Genomic DNA, 18,844 nt, shown 5'->3' on the forward strand with positions numbered 1-18,844 from the left:
CGCGCGGCCCGGCCTGGGGAGGGTGTCTGGTGGACGGCGCCGAGCGTGGCACGGCGGTCGAGACGGATGTCGCGATCATTGGCATGGCCGGGCGGTTTCCCGGAGCGGACGACCTGGACTCCTTCTGGCGGCTGCTGAGCGAGGGCCGCGAGGGGATCAGCCGGTTCGGCCGGGACGAGCTGGCGGCGGCCGGAGTGCCCGCCCGCCTGCTGGACGACCCCGCCTACGTGGCGGCGCACGGCGTGATCCCCGACGTGGACCTGTTCGACACGGGCTACTTCGAGTTCACCCCGGCGGAGGCGCGGATCACCGACCCGCAGCACCGCGTCCTGCTGACCACCGCGCACGCCGCGCTCGAACACGCCGGCTACGACCCCGCGCGCCACGACGGGCTGATCGGCGTCTACGCCGGCGCGGCGATCAACACCTACCTCCAGCAGCAGGTGCTCCCCGCGGTCGACCAGACGGCCACGAGCGACCACTTCGCCGTCATGGTGGGCAACGACAAGGACTTCCTGGCCACGCGGCTCGCCTACAAACTCGACCTCCGCGGGCCCGCCTACACCGTCCAGACGGCGTGCTCGACGTCGCTGGTCGCGATCCACCTGGCGTGCCAGGGGCTGATCAACGGCGAGTGCGACGTGGCGCTCGCGGGCGGCGTCACCGTCAAGTTCCCGCAGACCAAGGGCTACCTGTACGAAGAGGGCGCGATCCTGTCGCCGGACGGGCGCGTCCGGACGTTCGACGCCGACGCCGGCGGGACCGTGCTCGGCAACGGCGTCGGGGTGCTCGTCCTCAAGCCGCTGCGCGACGCCCTCGCCGACCGGGACACGATCCACGCCGTCATCAAGGGCACGGCCACCAACAACGACGGCGCGGGGAAGGTCAGCTTCGCCGCGCCGGGGGCCGCCGGGCAGGCGGCCGTCGTCCGCGAGGCGCACCTGGTGTCCGGCGTCGACCCCCGGTCGATCGGCCACGTCGAGGCGCACGGCACCGCCACCCGGCTCGGCGACCCCGTGGAGGTCTCGGCGCTCACCCGGGCGTTCCGCGAGGCGACGGGCGACACCGGGTTCTGCGCGATCGGCTCGGTCAAGTCCAACGTCGGGCACCTCGACGCGGCGGCGGGCGTCGCGGGCGTGATCAAGACCGTCCTGATGATGCGGCACCGCACGCTGGTGCCGACGGTGAACTTCGCGACGGCCAACCCCGCCATCGACTTCCCGGCGAGCCCGTTCACTGTCAGCACCCGGACCGCGCCGTGGACGGCCCCCGGCCCCCTGCGCGGCGGAGTCAGCTCGTTCGGCATCGGCGGGACCAACGCGCACGCCGTCCTGGAGGAGGCGCCCGCCGCCGGGGTCGCCGCGCCGTCGCGTCCCGCGCAGGTCCTGGTGGTGTCGGCGCGGACCCCGTCGGCGCTCGGCACCGCCGCCCGGCTGCTCGCCGACCACCTCGACGGCGACGACGGCGCGGCGCTCGCGGACGTCGCCCACACCCTCGCCGTCGGACGGCGCGTCCACGAGTACCGGATCGCCGTCGCCGGGACCGGCCGGGCCGACCTGGCCGCCGCCCTGCGCTCGGCGCCGGTCCCCGGCGCTCCGGCGGGCGGCGGCGTGTCGTTCGTCTTCGCCGAGCACGTCGCCGGGGCGGCCGAACTCGCCGCCGAGTGGGGCGCCGCCGAACCGGCGTTCGCGGAGCATTACGCCGCCGCGCTGGCGGCGGCGGACCGTCCGGAGGAAGAGGCGGCGTCGTTCGCCGTGCAGTACGCGCTGGGCAAGCTCTGGCTGGGCTGGGGCCTGCGGCCGGTCGCGATCCACGGCGACGGCCCGGCCGCAGGAGCCGCCGTGCTCGGCGTCCTCGACCTCGCCGACGCCGCCCGCCACACGGGACCGCCGCCCCCGGACCGCGCGCTGCGCGGCGCGGACGCCGAGGTGCGGGGCGTCGCGCTGAGCGTGGCGGACGGCCCCTGGGGAGCCGTCGCGCGGGCCTGGCAGGCGGGCGCCGAGATCGACTGGACGGCCTGGTTCGCCGGTGAGGCGCGCGGCCGGGTGCCGCTGCCCACCTACCCCTTCGAGGGACGCCGCTGCTGGATGGACGTCCCCGCGGACGCCCCGGCCGGGCCGGGGCCGCACCCGATGCTCGCGGAGAACGTGTCCACGCTGGAGTCCTTCGCCTACCGCAGCGCGTGGTCGGGGACCGAGTTCTACCTGGCGGACCACCGGGTCGGCGGGGAGCCGGTCATGCCGGCCGCCGCGTTCCTCGAACTCGCCCGCGCGGCGGGCGAACTGGCGACCGGCGGTCCGGTGCGGCTGCACGACGTCTCGTTCGACCGGCTGATGTCCTACGCCTCGGGGCCGCGCGCCGCGCGGGTGTCGCTGCGGCGCGAGCCCGGCACGGCCGCGTTCGAGATCACCGACGACGGCACGGTCTACGCCTCGGGATCGGTGAGCCCGCTCGACCACGGGACCGTCCGGCCCGTCCCGGAACCGGCCGGACCGGACGCCGAGACCGTCTCCCACGAGCGCTGCTACGCGCTGCTGCGCGAGCACGACCTCGACTACGGCGCGCGGATGCGGGCCCTCGCCGAGGTCGCGCTCGGCGCCGACGAGGCGTGGGGGACGCTGCGGCTCCCCGACGGAGCCGCCCTGGACGGCGCCGTGCTGAACCCCGCGCTGCTGGACGGGGCGCTGCACGCGCTCGTCGTCCTGCTCGCCCGGACCTACGGCGGCGGGGCGCGCGGGTTCCTGCCGCTGGCCCTGGAGGAACTGACGGTTCTCGCGCCCGTCACCGGACCGTGCCGCGTGCACGTCACGGTCGATCAGCGCGGTGACCGCTCCGTCCGCGCCGACCTCGTCCTGCTGGACGCCGCCGGGACGGTCCTGGCCCGGCTGCGCGGGCTCGCCGTCCGCGTGCTGCGCCGCACCGACGCCGCCGACCTGCTGGTCCGCGAGTGGGACGACGCCCCGGCCGTGCCCGCGGCGACTCCCGCCGGGCCGGTGCTCGTGATCGCCGCCGACGACCGTGCGAGCGCCCTCGCGGCGGCCCTGCCCGAGGCCGGACGGGCCGCGCCCACCGACGACGGCCCGCTGACCGGCGTCTCCGCCGTCGTCCTGGACGAGCCCGAACCCGAACTGGTCCTGCACGTCGTGCGGCGGCTGCTGCACGGCCGCCCGTCCGAGCCGGTGCGCGTGGTGCTGCTGCACCGCCACGACGCGTCGGGGCCGCTGCCGGAACGCGCGGCGCTCGCCGGCCTCGCCCGGACGGTGCGGGCGGAGAACCCGCTGCTCGCCGTCCAGGCGGTCGGCCTGGCGGCGGGCGTGGACGAGACGGCTGCGCTCCGCGCGGAGCTGGCCGGGGACGGCCGCGACCCGGAGGTCGCGCACACCGCGTCCGGCCGGCGGGTCCCCCGTTTCGTGCCCGCCCCCGACACCGAACCGGTCGCCGTCCGCGACGGCGGCGTCTACCTGGTCACCGGCGGGGCCGGCGGTCTCGGCCGCGCCGTCGCGGGCCGGCTGCTGGAGCGCGCCGACGCGCGGGTGGTCCTGGTCGGACGCGCCGCGACGGCGTCCGGCCTGGACGAGCGCGTGACGTACCGGAGCGCCGACGTCGCCGACCCGGCGGCGCTCACCGCGCTGCTGGCGGACGTCCGGCGGGAGTTCGGGCCGGTCAACGGCGTCGTCCACGCGGCGGGCGTGCTGCGCGACGGGTTCGCGATGACCAAGTCCGACGCGGACGTCGCGGCCGTGCTGGCGCCGAAGGTGTCGGGCGTCCGGGCGCTGCACGCCGCGACCGCCGACGACCCGCTCGACTTCTTCGTGGCGTTCTCCTCGATCGCCGCGCACATCGGAAGCGTCGGCCAGGCCGACTACGCCTACGCGAACGCCTTCCTCGAAGCGTTCGCCGAACGGGTCCCGGGGCTGACGGCCGTCGCCTGGCCGATGTGGGCGGACGGCGGGATGCGCCAGACCGCCGACGCGGCGGCCGAGATCGCCGCGCGCACCGGCTTCGGCGTCCTGCCGACCGGCGTCGGCCTGGACCTGTTCGAGCGGGTGCTGGGCCGTCCCGGCGCGGTGGTGGCCGCGTACGGCGACACCGAGCGGATCGCAGCGGCGCTCGGCCGTCCCGCGCCCGCCGCGCCCGCACCGTCCGCCGCCGCGCCCGCCGACGCGGGCACGCGCCCGGAGGCGCTGCGGATGCTGCGGCTGCTGATCGCCGGGGAGACCGGGCTGGACCCGGACGAACTCGGCGAGGACGACACCTTCGACCGGCACGGCATCGACTCCCTGATGATCACCAAGCTCAACCGGGAGCTGGAGCGCCGGTTCGGCGACCTGTCCAAGACCCTCTTCTTCGAGTACCCGACGCTCGGCGAACTCGCCGACCACTTCGCGGGCGAGCACGGGGCGGCGATCAGCGCGCCCGTCCCGGCGGCCCCCCGGCCCCCGAGCCCGGAGGTCGACGACTCGGCCATCGCGATCATCGGCGTGGCGGGCCGCTACCCGATGGCCGACGACCTGGACGAGTTCTGGACCAACCTCACCGAGGGCCGCGACTGCGTGACCGAGATCCCGGCCGACCGGTGGGACGCCACGCGCTGGTACGACCCCGATCCCGCGTCGCCCGGACGCGCGCACACCCGCTGGGGCGGCTTCCTGCGCGACGTCGACCGCTTCGACCCGCTGTTCTTCGGCATCTCCCCGCGCCAGGCCGAGCTGATGGACCCGCAGGAGCGGCTGTTCCTCCAGACCGCCTGGCACGTGGTGGAGGACGCCGGGTACCGGCGGTCCGCGCTGGCCGGCCGCCCGGTCGGCGTCTACGTCGGCGTCATGTACGGCGAGTACCAGTTCCACGGGGCCGTGGACGTGCTGCGCGGCGGACGTCCCCTCACCGGCTCGTCCTTCGCGACGATCGCCAACCGGGTCTCCTACGTCCTCAACCTCACCGGGCCGAGCCTGGCGCTGGACACCATGTGCTCGTCGTCGCTCACCGCGATCCACCTGGCCTGCGAGAGCCTGCGGCGCGGCGAGACGGAGATGGCGATCGCGGGCGGCGTCAACGTCTCGATCCACCCGTACAAGTACGCCTTCCTGAGCCAGGGCAGGTTCGTGTCGTCCGACGGCCGCTGCCGCGCGTTCGGGGCGGACGGCGACGGCTACGTGCCCGGCGAGGGCGTCGGCGCGGTCCTGCTGAAGCCCTACGCGCAGGCGCTGGCCGACGGGGACCAGATCCACGGGCTGATCCTCGGCAGCGCCATCAACCACGGCGCCCGGACCAACGGCTTCTCCGTGCCGAGCCCGCGCGCCCAGCAGCGCGCCGTGAGCGCCGCGATGGAGCGCGCCGGGGTGGCCCCGGCGGAGATTGGCTACATCGAGGCGCACGGCACGGGCACGTCCCTCGGCGACCCGATCGAGGTGACCGGCCTGACCGGCGCGTACGCGGGGGACGCCGCCGCGCCCGGACGCTGGCCCGTCGGCTCGGTGAAGTCCAACATCGGGCACCTGGAGTCCGCCGCCGGGATCGCCGGACTGACCAAGGTCCTCCTCCAGTTCCGGCACCGCACGCTCGTGCCGTCCCTGCACTCCGCCGAGCTGAACCCGAACATCGACTTCGCCCGGGCGCCGTTCCGCGTCCAGCGCGAGCTGGAGCCCTGGACGGCCGGGGACGGGCCGCGCAAGGCCGGGCTCAGCTCCTTCGGCGCGGGCGGCTCGAACGCGCACCTGGTCCTCGCGGAGGCACCCGCCGCCCCGGCCGGGGAACGCGCGGCCGGGCCCGTGCTGTTCGTGCTGTCGGCGCGCGACGAGGAGCGCCTGCGCGCCTACGCCGAGAATGCCGCGTCCTTCCTGGAGACCGGGCCGACGTCGCTCGCCGACCTGTGCTTCACCCTCCAGGTCGGCCGCGAACCCATGGACCGGCGGCTGGCGATCCCGGCCGTCACGGCGGACGAGATCGTCGCGGCCCTCCGCCGGTTCGCCGCGACGGGCGAGCGGCCGGACGTCACCGCCGCCGGGCCGCTCGGCGACCTCGCGCGCCGGTGGCTGGCCGGCGAGAACGTGGACTGGTCCGCGCTGCACGCCTCCGGTCCCGCGCCGCGCCGCGTCCGCGCCCCGCTGTACCCGTTCGCGCCCGAGCGCTACTGGATCCCCCTCGATCCCGAGCTGGGGGCGCCCGCTCCGCACCCGCTGGTCGACGCGAACGAGTCCACCGTCGCCGGGCTGCGGTTCCGCAAGACGCTCGGCCCGTCCGACCCGCTGTTCCGGGACCACGTGATCGACGGACGGGCGGTGCTGCCCGGCGCGGCCGTCCTGGAGTTCGTCCGCGCCGCCGCCGCGCTGGCCGAACCCGGCGTGCGGCACGTGCTCCGCTCGGTGGTGTGGGGGACGACGATCGAGCCCGCGGGCGGCGACCTCGACCTCCACGTCTCCTTCGCCGACGGGTTCTCCTTCGAGGTGCACAGCGGCCCGGACCGGACCGTGCACGCCCGGGGGACCGTCGCCGCCGCCCCGGCCGACGTCCCCGGCGACCTCGACCTCGACGCCGTCCGCCGCCGGACCGACGTCGTCCGGGACCGCGAAGGCGCGTACGCGGACTACCGCGCGGCGGGGTTCGCCTACGGGCCGTCGTTCCAGGTCATCGACGCGATCCGGAGCGGCCGGGACGAGGCGCTGGTGCGGCTGGCCCCGGGCGGACCGGCCCCTGCCGTCCTCGACGGCGCGCTGCGCGCGTGCCACTGGGCGGGCCGGACCGCGCCGCCCCGCGCCGGGGAACTGGCCGTGCCGTTCAGCCTGGACGCGTTCGACGTCCACGGGGACCTCGCGGACGTGAGCCACGCCCACGCCCGCCTCCTCGGCGAGGCCGCGGGCGTGCGCCGCTTCGACGTGTCCCTGTGCGACGACACCGGCCGCGTGCTGGCGTCCGTCCGGGACTTCGCGGGCAGGCTGCTCGGCGCCGCCGCCCCCGAGGCGGGCCGGCCGCTCCTCTACGAGCCGTTCTGGACGGCCGTCCCCGCCCCCGCCGCCGAGGGCGCGCTCCGCCCGCTGGTCCTCATCGGCGGGGACGCCGCGCTGGAGTCCGCCCTCGCCGCGACCGGCGCGTGGACCCGCGTGACCGCCCTCGGCGCGGACGAGACGCCCGGCCGGCTCGCGGACCTCGGCACGACGGACGGGCTGGATCTCGTCGTCGTCCCCGAAGAAGCCGCGGACGTTCCGGACGCGACGTTCCGGACGTTGACGGACGTCGTCCTCGCCGCGCGAGCGGTCGCGGGACGGGTCCGGGCGGCGGTGGTCCACGCGCACGAGGACGGGCGCGAACGACCGGAGCACGCCGCGCTCGCCGGGTTCGCCCGGTCCGCGTCCGTGGTCGCTCCCAGGGTCGAGCTGCTCACGCTGGCGCTTCCCGCCGGGACGCCGCCCGGCGGGACCGCCGCCGCGCTCGTCGCCGAACTGCGCGCGGGGCCGCGCGCCGCCGGCCTGGAGGTCCGCCGGACCGCGCGGGGCGACCGGGAGGTGCGCGTGCTGCGCCGGGCCGAGGCCGCGGGCCCGGCCCGGGACCTGCGCGAGAACGGCGTCTACGTGATCACCGGCGGCGGGGGCGCCCTCGGCCGGACCCTCGCCGAGTACCTGGCCCGCGAGTACCGGGCGCGGCTGGTGCTGGTCGGCCGGTCGGAACCGGACGAGACCGTCGCCCGGTGGCACGCCCGGCTCGCCGATCTCGGCGCGCAGGTGCTCGCCCCGCGCGCCGACGTGACGGACGCCGACCGGCTCGGGGCCGCCCTGGCCGAGGCCCGCGACCGCTTCGGCGAACTCCACGGCGTCTTCCACCTGGCCGGGACCGCCGACGACGGGACCCTCGCCGACGGCGACCGCGAACGGTTCGCCCGGGTGCTGGCCCCGAAGACCCGGGGCCTGCTCAACCTGGACCGGCTGACCCGGGACGACCCGCTGGACCTGTTCGTCGTGTTCTCCTCCATCGCCTCGGTGATCGGGGACTTCGGCGCGGCGGCCTACGCCACGGCGAACCGTTTCGCCGACGCCTTCACCGTCCTGCGCGCGTCGCGGGTCGCCCGGGGCGAGCGGCGCGGTCGCGGACTGACGCTCGACTGGCCGCTGTGGGCGGCCGGCGGCGTGGACGAACTCGTCGGGGCCGAGGAGCTGGCGGCCTACAGCCGCCGGAGCGGGATGCGTCCGCTCACGCCCGAGCAGGGCGTGGCCGCGCTGGAACTCGCGCTGGCGGCGGACGGGCCGTGGCTCGTCCCGGCCTGGGGCGTCCCCGCGCAGGTGGACGCGGCACTGGCCGCGCCCCGCCCGGCCGCCGCCGCGCCGCGCCGCCCGGCGGCGGCCCCGGCCGGACGGCGGAACCGGCTGGTCGAGTACCTGCGCGGCACGTTCTCCGACGTGCTCAAACTGCCGCCGGGCCGACTCGACAGCCGGGTCCCGCTCGACGACTACGGGCTCGACTCGGTGCTGGTCATGGAGTCCAGTTCCGTGCTCGTCCGCGACTTCCCCGACCTGCGCGGCACCGTGTTCTTCGAGCACCGGACCGTGGAGGAGCTGGCCGACCACCTGGACGCCGAGCACGCGGACGCGGTGGCCCGGCTGTTCCCCGAGACCGCCGAGCCGGCCCCGGTGGAGCGGCCCGAACCCCCGGCGCGGACCGTGGAGCGGCGCGCACCCGCCGGACGCGGCACCGACCCGGACGAGCCGATCGCCGTCATCGGCATCGGCGGCCGTTATCCCGGCGCCCGCGACCTCGCGGAGTTCTGGGACAACCTCGCCGCCGGCCGGGACTGCGTGACCGAGGTCCCCGCCGACCGCTGGGACGCCGCCGCGCTCTACGACCCCGACCCGTCCGCTCCGGGCCGCAGCCACGGACGGTGGGGCGGCTTCCTGGACGACGTCGACAAGTTCGACTCGCTGTTCTTCCAGATCTCGCCCGCCCAGGCGCGTTCGATGGACCCGCAGGAGCGGCTGTTCCTGGAGACCGCGTGGTCGGCGCTGGAGAACGCGGGCTACCCGCCGTCGCGGATCCCGCCGCCCGCGTTCGGCGGGCAGGGGCACGACGTCGGCGTGTTCGTCGGCGTCATGTGGGGCGACTACGCGGTGCTGGCCGCCGCCGAGTCGGCGCGCGGCAACCCCCAGGTCGTCCTCGCCAACCGGTCCTCGATCGCCAACCAGGTGTCGTACTTCGGGGACTTCCGGGGCCCCAGCGTGGTGGTGGACACCGCCTGCTCGGCGTCCCTGGTCGCGGTGCACCAGGCGTGCGAGAGCCTGCGCCGGGGCGAGTGCGGTTACGCCGTCGCCGGAGGCGTGAACGTCGCCGTCCACCCCGATCGGTACGTCCATCTCAGCGCGAAGACGATGCTCTCCTCCGACGGCCGCTGCCGCGCGTTCGGCGCGGGCGGCGACGGCTACGTCCCCGGTGAGGGCGTCGGGGCGGTCGTCCTCAAACGGCTGTCGGAGGCCGTCCGCGACGGCGACACCGTCCACGCGGTCATCCGCGCGTCGGCGGTCAACCACGGGGGCCGCACCAGCGGCTACACCGTCCCCAACCCCCAGGCGCAGCAGGCGCTCGTGGAACGGGCGCTGGCGGCGGCGGGCATCGACGCGCGGACGATCGGCTGCGTCGAGGCGCACGGCACCGGCACGGCGCTGGGCGACCCGATCGAGCACTCGGCCCTGGCGAAGGCGTTCGCCGCGCACACCTCCGACGTCGGGTTCTGCTCCCTCGGCTCGGTGAAGTCGGCCATCGGGCACCTGGAGGGCGCGGCGGGCGTCGCCGGGCTCACCAAGGCGATCCTCCAGCTCGAACACGGGACGCTGCTGCCCACCCTGCACGCCGACGAGCTGAACCCCGTCATCGACTTCAGCCGGTCCCCGTTCGCCGTCCAGCGGGAGACGGCGCCGTGGCCGCGTCCGCGCGACGCCGACGGCGGGGAACTGCCGCGCCGCGCGGCGGTCAGCTCGTTCGGGGCCGGGGGCACGAACGCGCACATCATCCTGGAGGAGTACCGCGACGCCGCGCCCGCCGAGCGCGCCACGGGTCCCGAGGCGCTGGTGCTCTCCGCCCGGGACGAGGACCGGCTCCGCCGCTACGCGGCCGAACTGGGACGCGAGCTGGCGGCGTCCGGGACCCGCGCGCTCGCCGACGTCGCGCACACCCTGCGGACGGGCCGGGAGCCGATGGCCGAGCGCCTGGCGTTCGTCGCGACGAGCCTGAGCGAGGCGGCCGAGCGGTTCGCCGCCTTCGGGCGCGGCGAGGAAGGGCAGTGGCTGCACCGGGGCCGGGTCGGGCAGCACCCCCCGCTGGCCGGGCTGTTCACCGACGGGGTGGGCGGCGAGGAGTTCCTGACCGCCCAGATCCGCGCCGGGGACGACGACCTGCTCTGCCGCCTGTGGGTGTCGGGGGTCGCCGTCGACTGGGAACTGGTGTCCGGCCTGCGGGGCGGGACGCGGCGGCGGGTCCCCCTCCCGACCTATCCGTTCGAGCGCGTGCGGCACTGGCTGGACACGAGCGCGCCGCCTGCGGCTGACGCCCTGTGGACGACGGTGCTGCGCGACAACGACCCGGTGCTCGCCGACCACGTCGTCCAGGGCACGCCGATCCTGCCGGGCGTCGGCCACCTCGATCTCGTGGCGCGGGCGCGCGGCGTGGACGGCCGGGCCGTGGCCGACGTCCGCTGGCTCGCGCCCCTGCGGGGCACGGGCGCGGAGACGCCGGTGTCGGTGCGCTTCGACGGCGACCGGTACGACGTGCTGGCGGACGACGGGTCCGTCCGCTCCACCGGCCGCCTGGCCGACGCGCTCCCGGCCCCGCCGCGCCTCGACGTCGCCGAGATCCGGGACCGTCTGGACGAAGGCCCCGGGCACGCGGACTTCTACCGCGCGCTCGACGCCCAAGGGCTGGCCTACGGCGGCTTCTTCCGGCTGGTGCGCCGGGTCTGGACGGGTCCCGGCGAAGCCCTCGGCCGGATCGAGACGACGGCGGACCCGGCGTACGCGCTGCACCCCGGCGTCCTGGACGCGGCCCTGCACACGATCGCGGCGCTGTTCGCGCGGCGCGGGCCGGAAGCCCCGCCGATGCTGCCGTTCTCGCTCGACCGGGTCGACGTGTTCGGCCCGGTGCCGGTCGCCGGCTGGTCGCACGTGCGGGAGACCGGCCGGGACCGCTGCGACGTCCTGCTGGCCGACGAGACCGGCGCGGTCCGGGTGCGCTTCTCCGGCCTGGTGTACCGGGCGGCCAAGCGGGCGGCCGTGCCGGGCCACCTCCCGGTCTGGACGCCGCGCCGCGCCGACACGACCGAAGACGCGCGCCCCCGCCGGGTGCTCCTGGTCGGCGCGCGGCTCGACACCGCGCTGGCCGCCGGGATCGCAGGCGAGCACGCCGACGCCGACCTGCGCTCGCTGCCGGTCCCGTCCGGCGGCCTCACCGAGACCGACCTGGACCGGGCGCTGGCCGAAACGCCCGACCTGGTGTACTTCCTCGGCTCGGGACCGGACGGCGAACCCGCCGACCTGCGCGCCGTGACGGACGCGAACGTCGTCGCGCTCTACCGCCTGGTGCGGGCGCTGGACCGGCGGTGCCCCGGCGACGGCCGGATCGGGCTGAAGGTCGTCACGTCCGACGTCCACCCCCTGGGCGAGCGGGACGGGCACGCGCCCTGGTCGGCGGGCCTGGCCGGGCTGGCGATGGTCGCGGGCAAGGAGTTCCCGAACCTGCGCGTCGCCCTGATCGACGTCCGCTCGGCGGACGGCGCGGAACCGGCCGCCGCGCTGGCGGCCGAGCCGCTGCCCGCGCGGACGGCCCCGGTGTCCCTGCGGGCGGGCGTCCGCCGGGTCAGGACCCTGCGCCGGGTCGACCTCCCGGCCGGGCCGTCCCGGTTCCGGCGGGGCGGGGTCTACCTCGTCGTCGGCGGCCTCGGCGTCGTCGGCGCGGACACCTGCCGGTACCTCGCCCGGGAGTACGGGGCGCGGCTCGTCGTCGTCGGACGGTCGCCGCTGGACGGCCGCCGCGCGGCGGCCGTCGCGGAACTCCAGGGCTTGGGCGCGGAGGTGCGGTACCTGACGGCGGACGCCACCGACCCGGCGGCGCTGCGCGACGCAGTGGAGACCGCCAAACGCGAGTTCGGCGCGCTGCACGGCGTGATCCACGCGGCGATGGTCCTGGTGAACCGCCCCCTCCGGGAGCTGCCCGAGACCGAGCTGCGGTCGGCGCTGGAGTCGAAGGCCGACTCCGCCTGGAGCCTCCTGCGGACGGTCGCGGACGAGCCGCTGGACTTCGTCCTCTTCTACTCCTCGGGAGTGGCGTTCGAGGGCAACCACGGCCAGGCCGGGTACGCGGCGGGCTGCACGTTCGCGGACGCGCTCGCGCTGGGCGCGGCCCGCGACGTCCCCTTCCCGGTGCGGGTCCTCAACCTCGGGTACTGGCACGCGGCCGGCGACCCGGACCGGGAGCGGGTGCTGCGGCGGTTCGAGGCGGCGGGCATCCGGCCGCTGAGCGCGGAGCGCGGAATGGCGGTCGTGGAGCGCGTCCTCGCGGGCGACCAGCCCCAGGTGCTCGCGCTGGACGCCGACCGGCGCATCCTCGACGACCTCGGCGCCGAACCCGGCCCCGCGCTGGTCGTCCTGCCCGGGGACGGGACGGCGCGGCCGCCCGTGGTCGGGTCGGCCTGGGCGCCGTCGCCGGAACTGGAGCCGTTCCAGGCCGCCGTCGCGGAGGCCGAGGACCTGGCGACGCGCCTGCTGGCGTCGGTCCTGGACCGTCTCGGCCTGTTCCGGCGGCTGGACCGTCCGGCCGGGCAGGCGGAGCTGGTCGCCGGGCTCGGCGTCGTCGCCGAGCACGAGTCCTTCTTCCGGTCCCAGCTCGACGCCCTCGCCGACACCGGGTGGCTGCGCCCGGCGGACGGCGGCTGGCGGCGCGCCGCCCGCGCGGTGGAGCCGGAGGCGGCGCTCGTCGCGGCGCTGACCGACCTCGCCGCCCGCCGCCCGGACCTCGCCCCCGCCACGACGCTCCTGCGGGACTGCCTGATCGCGTTGCCCGACGTCCTCACCGGACGCCGGAACGGCATGGAGGTGCTCTTCCCCGGCGGCTCCCACGAACGGGTCGCGGCCGTCTACGCGGGCGATCCGGTCACCGACCTGTGCAACGCCGAGACGGCGGCGCTCGTCGCCGAGCAGGTCCGGACGCGGCTGGCGGCCGAGCCCGGACGGACGGTGCGGGTCCTCGAAGTGGGCGCCGGGACCGGCGGGACGAGCAAGGCCGTCTTCGCCGCGCTCGCCCCCCACGCCGGGCGCGTCGAGTACGTCTTCACCGACCTTTCGGGCGGGTTCGTCCGCGAAGGCCGGGCCAGGTTCGGACCCGAGCATCCCTTCGGACGGTTCGAGGTCCTGAACATCGAGGCGGACCCGGACGGCCAGGGGTTCGCCCCGGGCGGGTTCGACGTGGTGTTCGGCACGAACGTCTTCCACGCGACCCGGCGGCTCGCCGACACCCTGGCCCGCACCAAGCGGCTGCTCCGCCGGGGCGGGGTGCTCCTCCTCGCCGAGGGCACGCGGCCGCAGCACCGGCTGTCCCTGGTCTTCGGCATGACGTCCGGGTGGTGGCGGTTCACCGATCCGGAGCACCGGATGCCGTCCTCGCCGCTGGCGACCGAACGGCAGTGGCGCGACCTGCTGGCCGACGCCGGGTTCCGGGACGTCAGCGCGGACGCCCCCAGGTCGCCGTCCGGGCCGTTGTTCCAGAGCGTCATCGCGGCGGTCAGCGACGGACTCGTCCCGGCGGCCCCGGCTCCGGCTCCGGCCGCCCCGGCGGCCCCGGCACAGGCCCGGACCGAGGTTCGGGCCGACGTCCCCGCGGGCGACGAACTCGCCCGGGTGACGGCGGTGTTCGCCTCGGTCCTGGAGATCCCGGCGGACCGGCTCGACCCCGACCTGACCTTCGAGAACTACGGCGTCGACTCGCTGGTGGCGCTCCAGCTCACGCGCGCCCTGGAGGAGGTGTACGGGCCGCAGCCCGCGACCCTGCTCTTCGAGCGGATCACGATCCGGAAGCTGGCCGGGCACCTGCGGTCCGAGCCCGAGCCGCCCGAGGAGCCGGTGCCCGCGCCGGTGCCCGTGCCAGCGCCCGTGCCGTCCGGCGACGCCGAGCGGCTGGTCGCGGACCTTCCCGACGACGTCGTTGACGAACTGCTGGGCGAGCTGCTCGCCCGGCTCGGCGAGAACGGGGACCGAGCATGACGCACGGCGAGACCTTCACCTGCGTGGTCGTGGGCGAGGAGACCCTGGCGGCCGAGTGCACGCGGCTCCTGCTGGAGCGCGGGCACCGGGTGGCGGCCGTGGTCTTCTCGGGCGCGGAACTGGTGGCGTGGGCCGCCCGGGAGGGCCTGCCGACGGTCCCGTTCGGGCCCGGCCTCGCCGACCGCCTGGCGTCCCTGAGCTTCGACTACCTGTTCAGCATCGCCAACCTGCGGATGCTCCCGGCGGAGGTCCTGGCCCTGCCGGCGGCGCTGCCGGTCAACTTCCACGACGGCCCGCTGCCCCGGCACGCCGGCCTCTACGCCACGAGCTGGGCGATCCTCGAAGGCGAGAAGGAGCACGGCGTCACCTGGCACGTGATGACCGAGGAGGCCGACACCGGGGACGTCCTGAAGCAGGTCACCGTCCCGGTCGATCCCGCCGCGACGGCGCACGACCTGGACCTCGCGTGCTTCGAGGCGGGCGTCGAGTCCTTCGCCGAGCTGATCGACGAGCTGGCGCGGGGAACCGCGACCCGGACGCCGCAGGACCTCGCGGAGCGCACCTACCACGGGAAGTACGACGGGCCTCCGGGCGGCGGGATCGTCGACTGGCGGCGCCCGTCCGGGGACCTGGACGCCCTGGTCAGGGCCACGACGTTCGGGCGCAAGGGCAACGGCTTCGGCGTCGCGCTGCTGGCGGCCGGGTCCCGGCTGATCGCCGTCCGGGGCGTCGAGACGACCGGCCGCCCGTCCACGCTCCCGCCGGGGACGGTGGTCGAGGCCGCCGCCGAGGCGCTCACCGTGGCGACCGTCGACCACGACGTCCGCCTCACCGACCTCGCGAGCCTGGACGGCGAGCGGCTCGACCCGGTCGCGGTCGCCCGCGACGTCGGCGGGCGGTTCGCCGACCCGCCGGAGGAGGACGTCGCGGCCCTGGTCGCGGCGGGACGTGCCGCGCTGCGCGAGGAGGAGCGCTGGCTGCGCGTCCTCGGCGCCCTCGAACCGCTGCTGCCGCCCCGGCTCGGCGACCTCGCCCCGGTCGGGGAACCGGCCCGTCCGGTCGCGCTGCCCGCCGCGCTGCGCCCGGACGGCGGCGCCGAGGCGTGGGCGGTCGCCGCCGTCCTCGCCTTCCTCGCCCGGCTCGTCCGGGGCGGGGAACGCGACATCGCCCTCTCCGCCGGGACAGGCATCGGCGTGACGTCCGGGCTGGTCGCGGCCGACGTGCCGTTCCGCGCCCCGGACGCGCCGCTGGACCGGACGCTGCCCGACCTTGCCGCGCTGGTCGCCGCCGAACTCGACCGCCTGGCCGGGCGGAGTCCGGTCCGGGGCGACCTGCCGCTGCGCCGTCCCGGCGTCACCGCGATCGGGCTGCCGGTCGCCGTCCTGCGCCCCGGCGCGGTCGCCGCCGACCGTCCCCTGACGATCCGCGTCGGTGAGGACGGGACGGTGACCTTCACGGCCGAAGGCGGCCGGGAGGACTGGCTGGCGGCCCGCTTCGCGCTGTTCCTCGACGCCGCCGCGGCCGCGCCGACGGTCGCGCTGGGCGATCTGCCGCTGCTCACCGACGCCGAGCGCGGCGCGCTGGCGGCCGTCAACGACACCGCCGAGGACTACCCGCGCGACCGCACGGTCAGCGCGCTGGTCGCCGACGTCGCCTGCGCCGCCCCGGCCGCGGTCGCGGTCCGGTTCGAGGGACGCGACCTGACCTACGGCGCGCTGGACGAGGCCGCCGACGCCCTGGCCCACGAGCTGATCGGGCTCGGCGCCGGGCCGGGCGGCCGGGTGGGCGTCTACCTGGAGCGGTCGCCCGAACTCGTCGTGGCGCTGCTGGCGGTGATGAAGACCGGCGCGGCCTACGTGCCGATCGACCCGGTGTACCCGCCCGCCCGGATCGGCCACATGCTGGCGGACTCGGGCACCGCGCTGGTCGTCACCGACGCGGGGCTTGCCGGGACGCTGGACGGGGTCCCGGACGGCCGCGCGGTGACGCGGGTCGTCGCCGATCTCGCGGGAACGCCGTCCGGGCCGCCGGTCGACCGGTCCGACCCGGACGCGGCGGCGTACGTCATCTACACCTCGGGCTCGACCGGTGTCCCGAAGGGCGTCCAGGTGGGGCACCGGGCGCTGGTCAACTTCCTCTGGACGATGGCGCGGCGGCCCGGGTTCGGCTCGGACGACTCCCTGCTGGCGCTCACCACGGTCTGCTTCGACATCGCGGGCCTGGAGCTGTATCTGCCGCTCGTCCGGGGCGGGACCGTCGAGGTGCTGACCGCCGACGTCTGCGCGGACGGGTTCGCGCTCCGGGAGCGGATCGAGCGGTCGGCCCCGTCGGTGCTCCAGGCCACGCCCACCACCTGGCAGATGCTGATCGCCGCGGGCTGGGCGGGCGACCCCGCGCTGCGGGCGCTGTGCGGCGGCGAGCCGCTGCCCGCCGAACTGGCGAGCCGGTTGTCGGGCATCGTCGGGGAACTCCACAACATGTACGGCCCCACCGAGACGACCATCTGGTCGACCGTCGACCGGGTCGTCCCGGGCGGGGGGCCGGTCACGATCGGGCGCCCGATCGGCAACACCCGCTGCCACACGCTCGACGAGCGGGGCGTCCCCGTGCCGCCCGGCGTGCCCGGCGAGCTGTACCTCTCGGGCGACGGCGTGGCGGACGGCTACCTCGGACGGCCCGAACTCACCGCGGAGCGCTTCGTCCCGTCCCCCGCGGGCGAGGGACGGGCGTACCGCACCGGCGACCTCGTGCGGTACCTGCCCGACGGCCGCCTCGAATACCTCGAACGGATCGACGGCCAGGTCAAGCTGCACGGCCACCGCATCGAGCTGGGCGAGGTCGAGTCGGCGCTGCGCCGATTGCCGGGGATCGAGTCGGCGGTCGCGGTGATCCGGGAGGACCGGCCCGGCGACCGCGCGCTCGCCGCGTACGCGACCGTGCGGGCCGGGACGCCCGCCGCCTCCGCCGAGCTGCGCGCCGCCCTGCGCGAACGGCTGCCCGGCTACATGGTCCCGGCGACCGTCACGATCCTGCCGAGCCTGCCGCTCACCCCGAACGGGAAGATCGACCGCAAAGCCCTGCCCGAGCCGCGCGCCGCCCGTCCGGCCGGCGCGGCGGCGCCCGCCCGCACGGACATGGAACGCCGGGTCGCCGCGGCGTGGTGCGAGGTCCTCGGCGTGGACTGGGTGGGCGCCGAGGACAACTTCTTCGACCAGGGCGGCGACTCGCTGAAGCTCACCTCGGTCGTCGCGCTGCTGCGGCGGCGGCTCGGCCGTCCGGTCACCCGCCTCGACATGTTCGGCCATCCGACCGTCCGGGCCATGGCGGTCCACCTGGCGGGCGGCGACGCCGAACCGGCGCCCGCGCAGCGGCGGAGCCGGAACGCCGACGCGCTCGCGCGGCGCCGCGACCGCAGGCGCGGGACGTCATGAACCGGACGAGCACGGAACGTCATTCCATCTCACGAGTGAAAACAGGGGATCCGATGGCAAGCTGCACGGTCTGCTCCCTCAAAGAGGGCCATCCCGGGGTGGTGCTGGACGCGCAGGGCGTGTGCAACCTGTGCACGATGAATTTCGCCGAGGAACTGCTGGACAACTACCGCTACACCAGCGAGGTGTTCGCCGAGTTCCAGCAGGCGCCGCCGGCGTCCGGTGAATTCGACTGCCTCTTCATGTACAGCGGCGGCAAGGACAGCACCTACATGCTGGACAAGTTCGTCAACGAGTACGGCAGGCGGGTCCTCGCGTACACCTTCGACGTGCCGTTCGAGAGCGTCCACGCCGCCCAGAACATCGCGCTCGCCAAGGAGAAGATTCCGGCGACGTTCGTCGTGGACTCCGACGACGACAACATCAAGGCCATGATGCGGGAGGTCTTCAACCGGCCCGCGCCGAAGAAGCCGGGCTCCTATCTGGACGAGAAACTTCCGTGCGTCTCCTGCCGGACCTTCTTCGTGCTCCGGGCGATCCTGACGGCCCACCGCCGGAAAATCCCCTACATCGCGTTGTGCGCGGACCCGCAGCAGATCCTCACGATGGAGTCGAACGTCCGCGAGATCGTCCGGGGCTTCTACCGGACCTTCGGGGAGCGGCTGACCGACACGCTCTTCGGCGGCGAACTGGAGGAGATCCTCTTCGCCGACGACGCCGAGCTGCCGAAGATCGTCTTCCCGTTCATCGCGACCCGGCACGAGTACGACCCCGACACGATCGTCGCCGAACTCCAGGCGAAGGGGCTGTACCAGTCCTCGCCGATGGAGACGCACTGCACGCTCTTCCCGCTGCTGAACTTCTACTCGTACAAGAACTGGGACTGCATGTTCTACAAGCTGAACGCGGCCAGTCACGTGCGGGCGGTCAAACGGAACGCCGACCACGACCGCAACACCTTCAGCATCAAGTTCCCCCGCTCCCTCGACCTCGCGGACGTCGAAAAGCGCCTGGGCGAGGTGGTCCTGTCGCTCGCCGCCGACGAGGGGGACCGGTCCGAACACGAACGGACCCTGATCGACCTGTTCCAGCGCATGGACGCGTCCGAGGACGCGGCACGGTTCGTGGCCGGAAGCTTTCTGGAAATGCGCGCGGTCGCGGCCGATCTCGGCATCGAACTGAACTGAC

At 75.9% G+C, this 18,844-nt stretch carries 3 protein-coding genes; all 3 read left to right on the plus strand.

The window, feature by feature from the left end; genetic code table 11:
* Positions 1-29: 29 nt before the first annotated feature.
* Genes BTM25_RS03905 through BTM25_RS03915 form a run of 3 tightly spaced genes read left to right on the plus strand, consistent with a single transcriptional unit; the run spans position 30 to position 18,843 of the window.
* Entirely contained in the window at positions 30-14,225 is a 14,196-nt protein-coding gene (locus tag BTM25_RS03905) for an SDR family NAD(P)-dependent oxidoreductase (RefSeq protein WP_268877636.1), read from the plus strand.
* Complete coding sequence (locus tag BTM25_RS03910; RefSeq protein ID WP_103561369.1) at positions 14,222-17,656, plus strand: amino acid adenylation domain-containing protein; 3,435 nt, start codon at positions 14,222-14,224, stop codon at positions 17,654-17,656. The genes BTM25_RS03905 and BTM25_RS03910 overlap by 4 nt, the downstream gene beginning before the upstream one ends.
* A gap of 53 nt (positions 17,657-17,709) precedes the next feature.
* The gene (locus tag BTM25_RS03915; protein ID WP_103561370.1) at positions 17,710-18,843 is read left to right on the plus strand and encodes an adenine nucleotide alpha hydrolase family protein; all 1,134 of its coding nucleotides are present in this window, start codon (positions 17,710-17,712) and stop codon (positions 18,841-18,843) included.
* Position 18,844: the final 1 nt, after the last annotated feature.

It is taken from the genome of Actinomadura rubteroloni, from assembly GCF_002911665.1.
Taxonomy (GTDB): Bacteria; Actinomycetota; Actinomycetes; order Streptosporangiales; family Streptosporangiaceae; genus Spirillospora; species Spirillospora rubteroloni.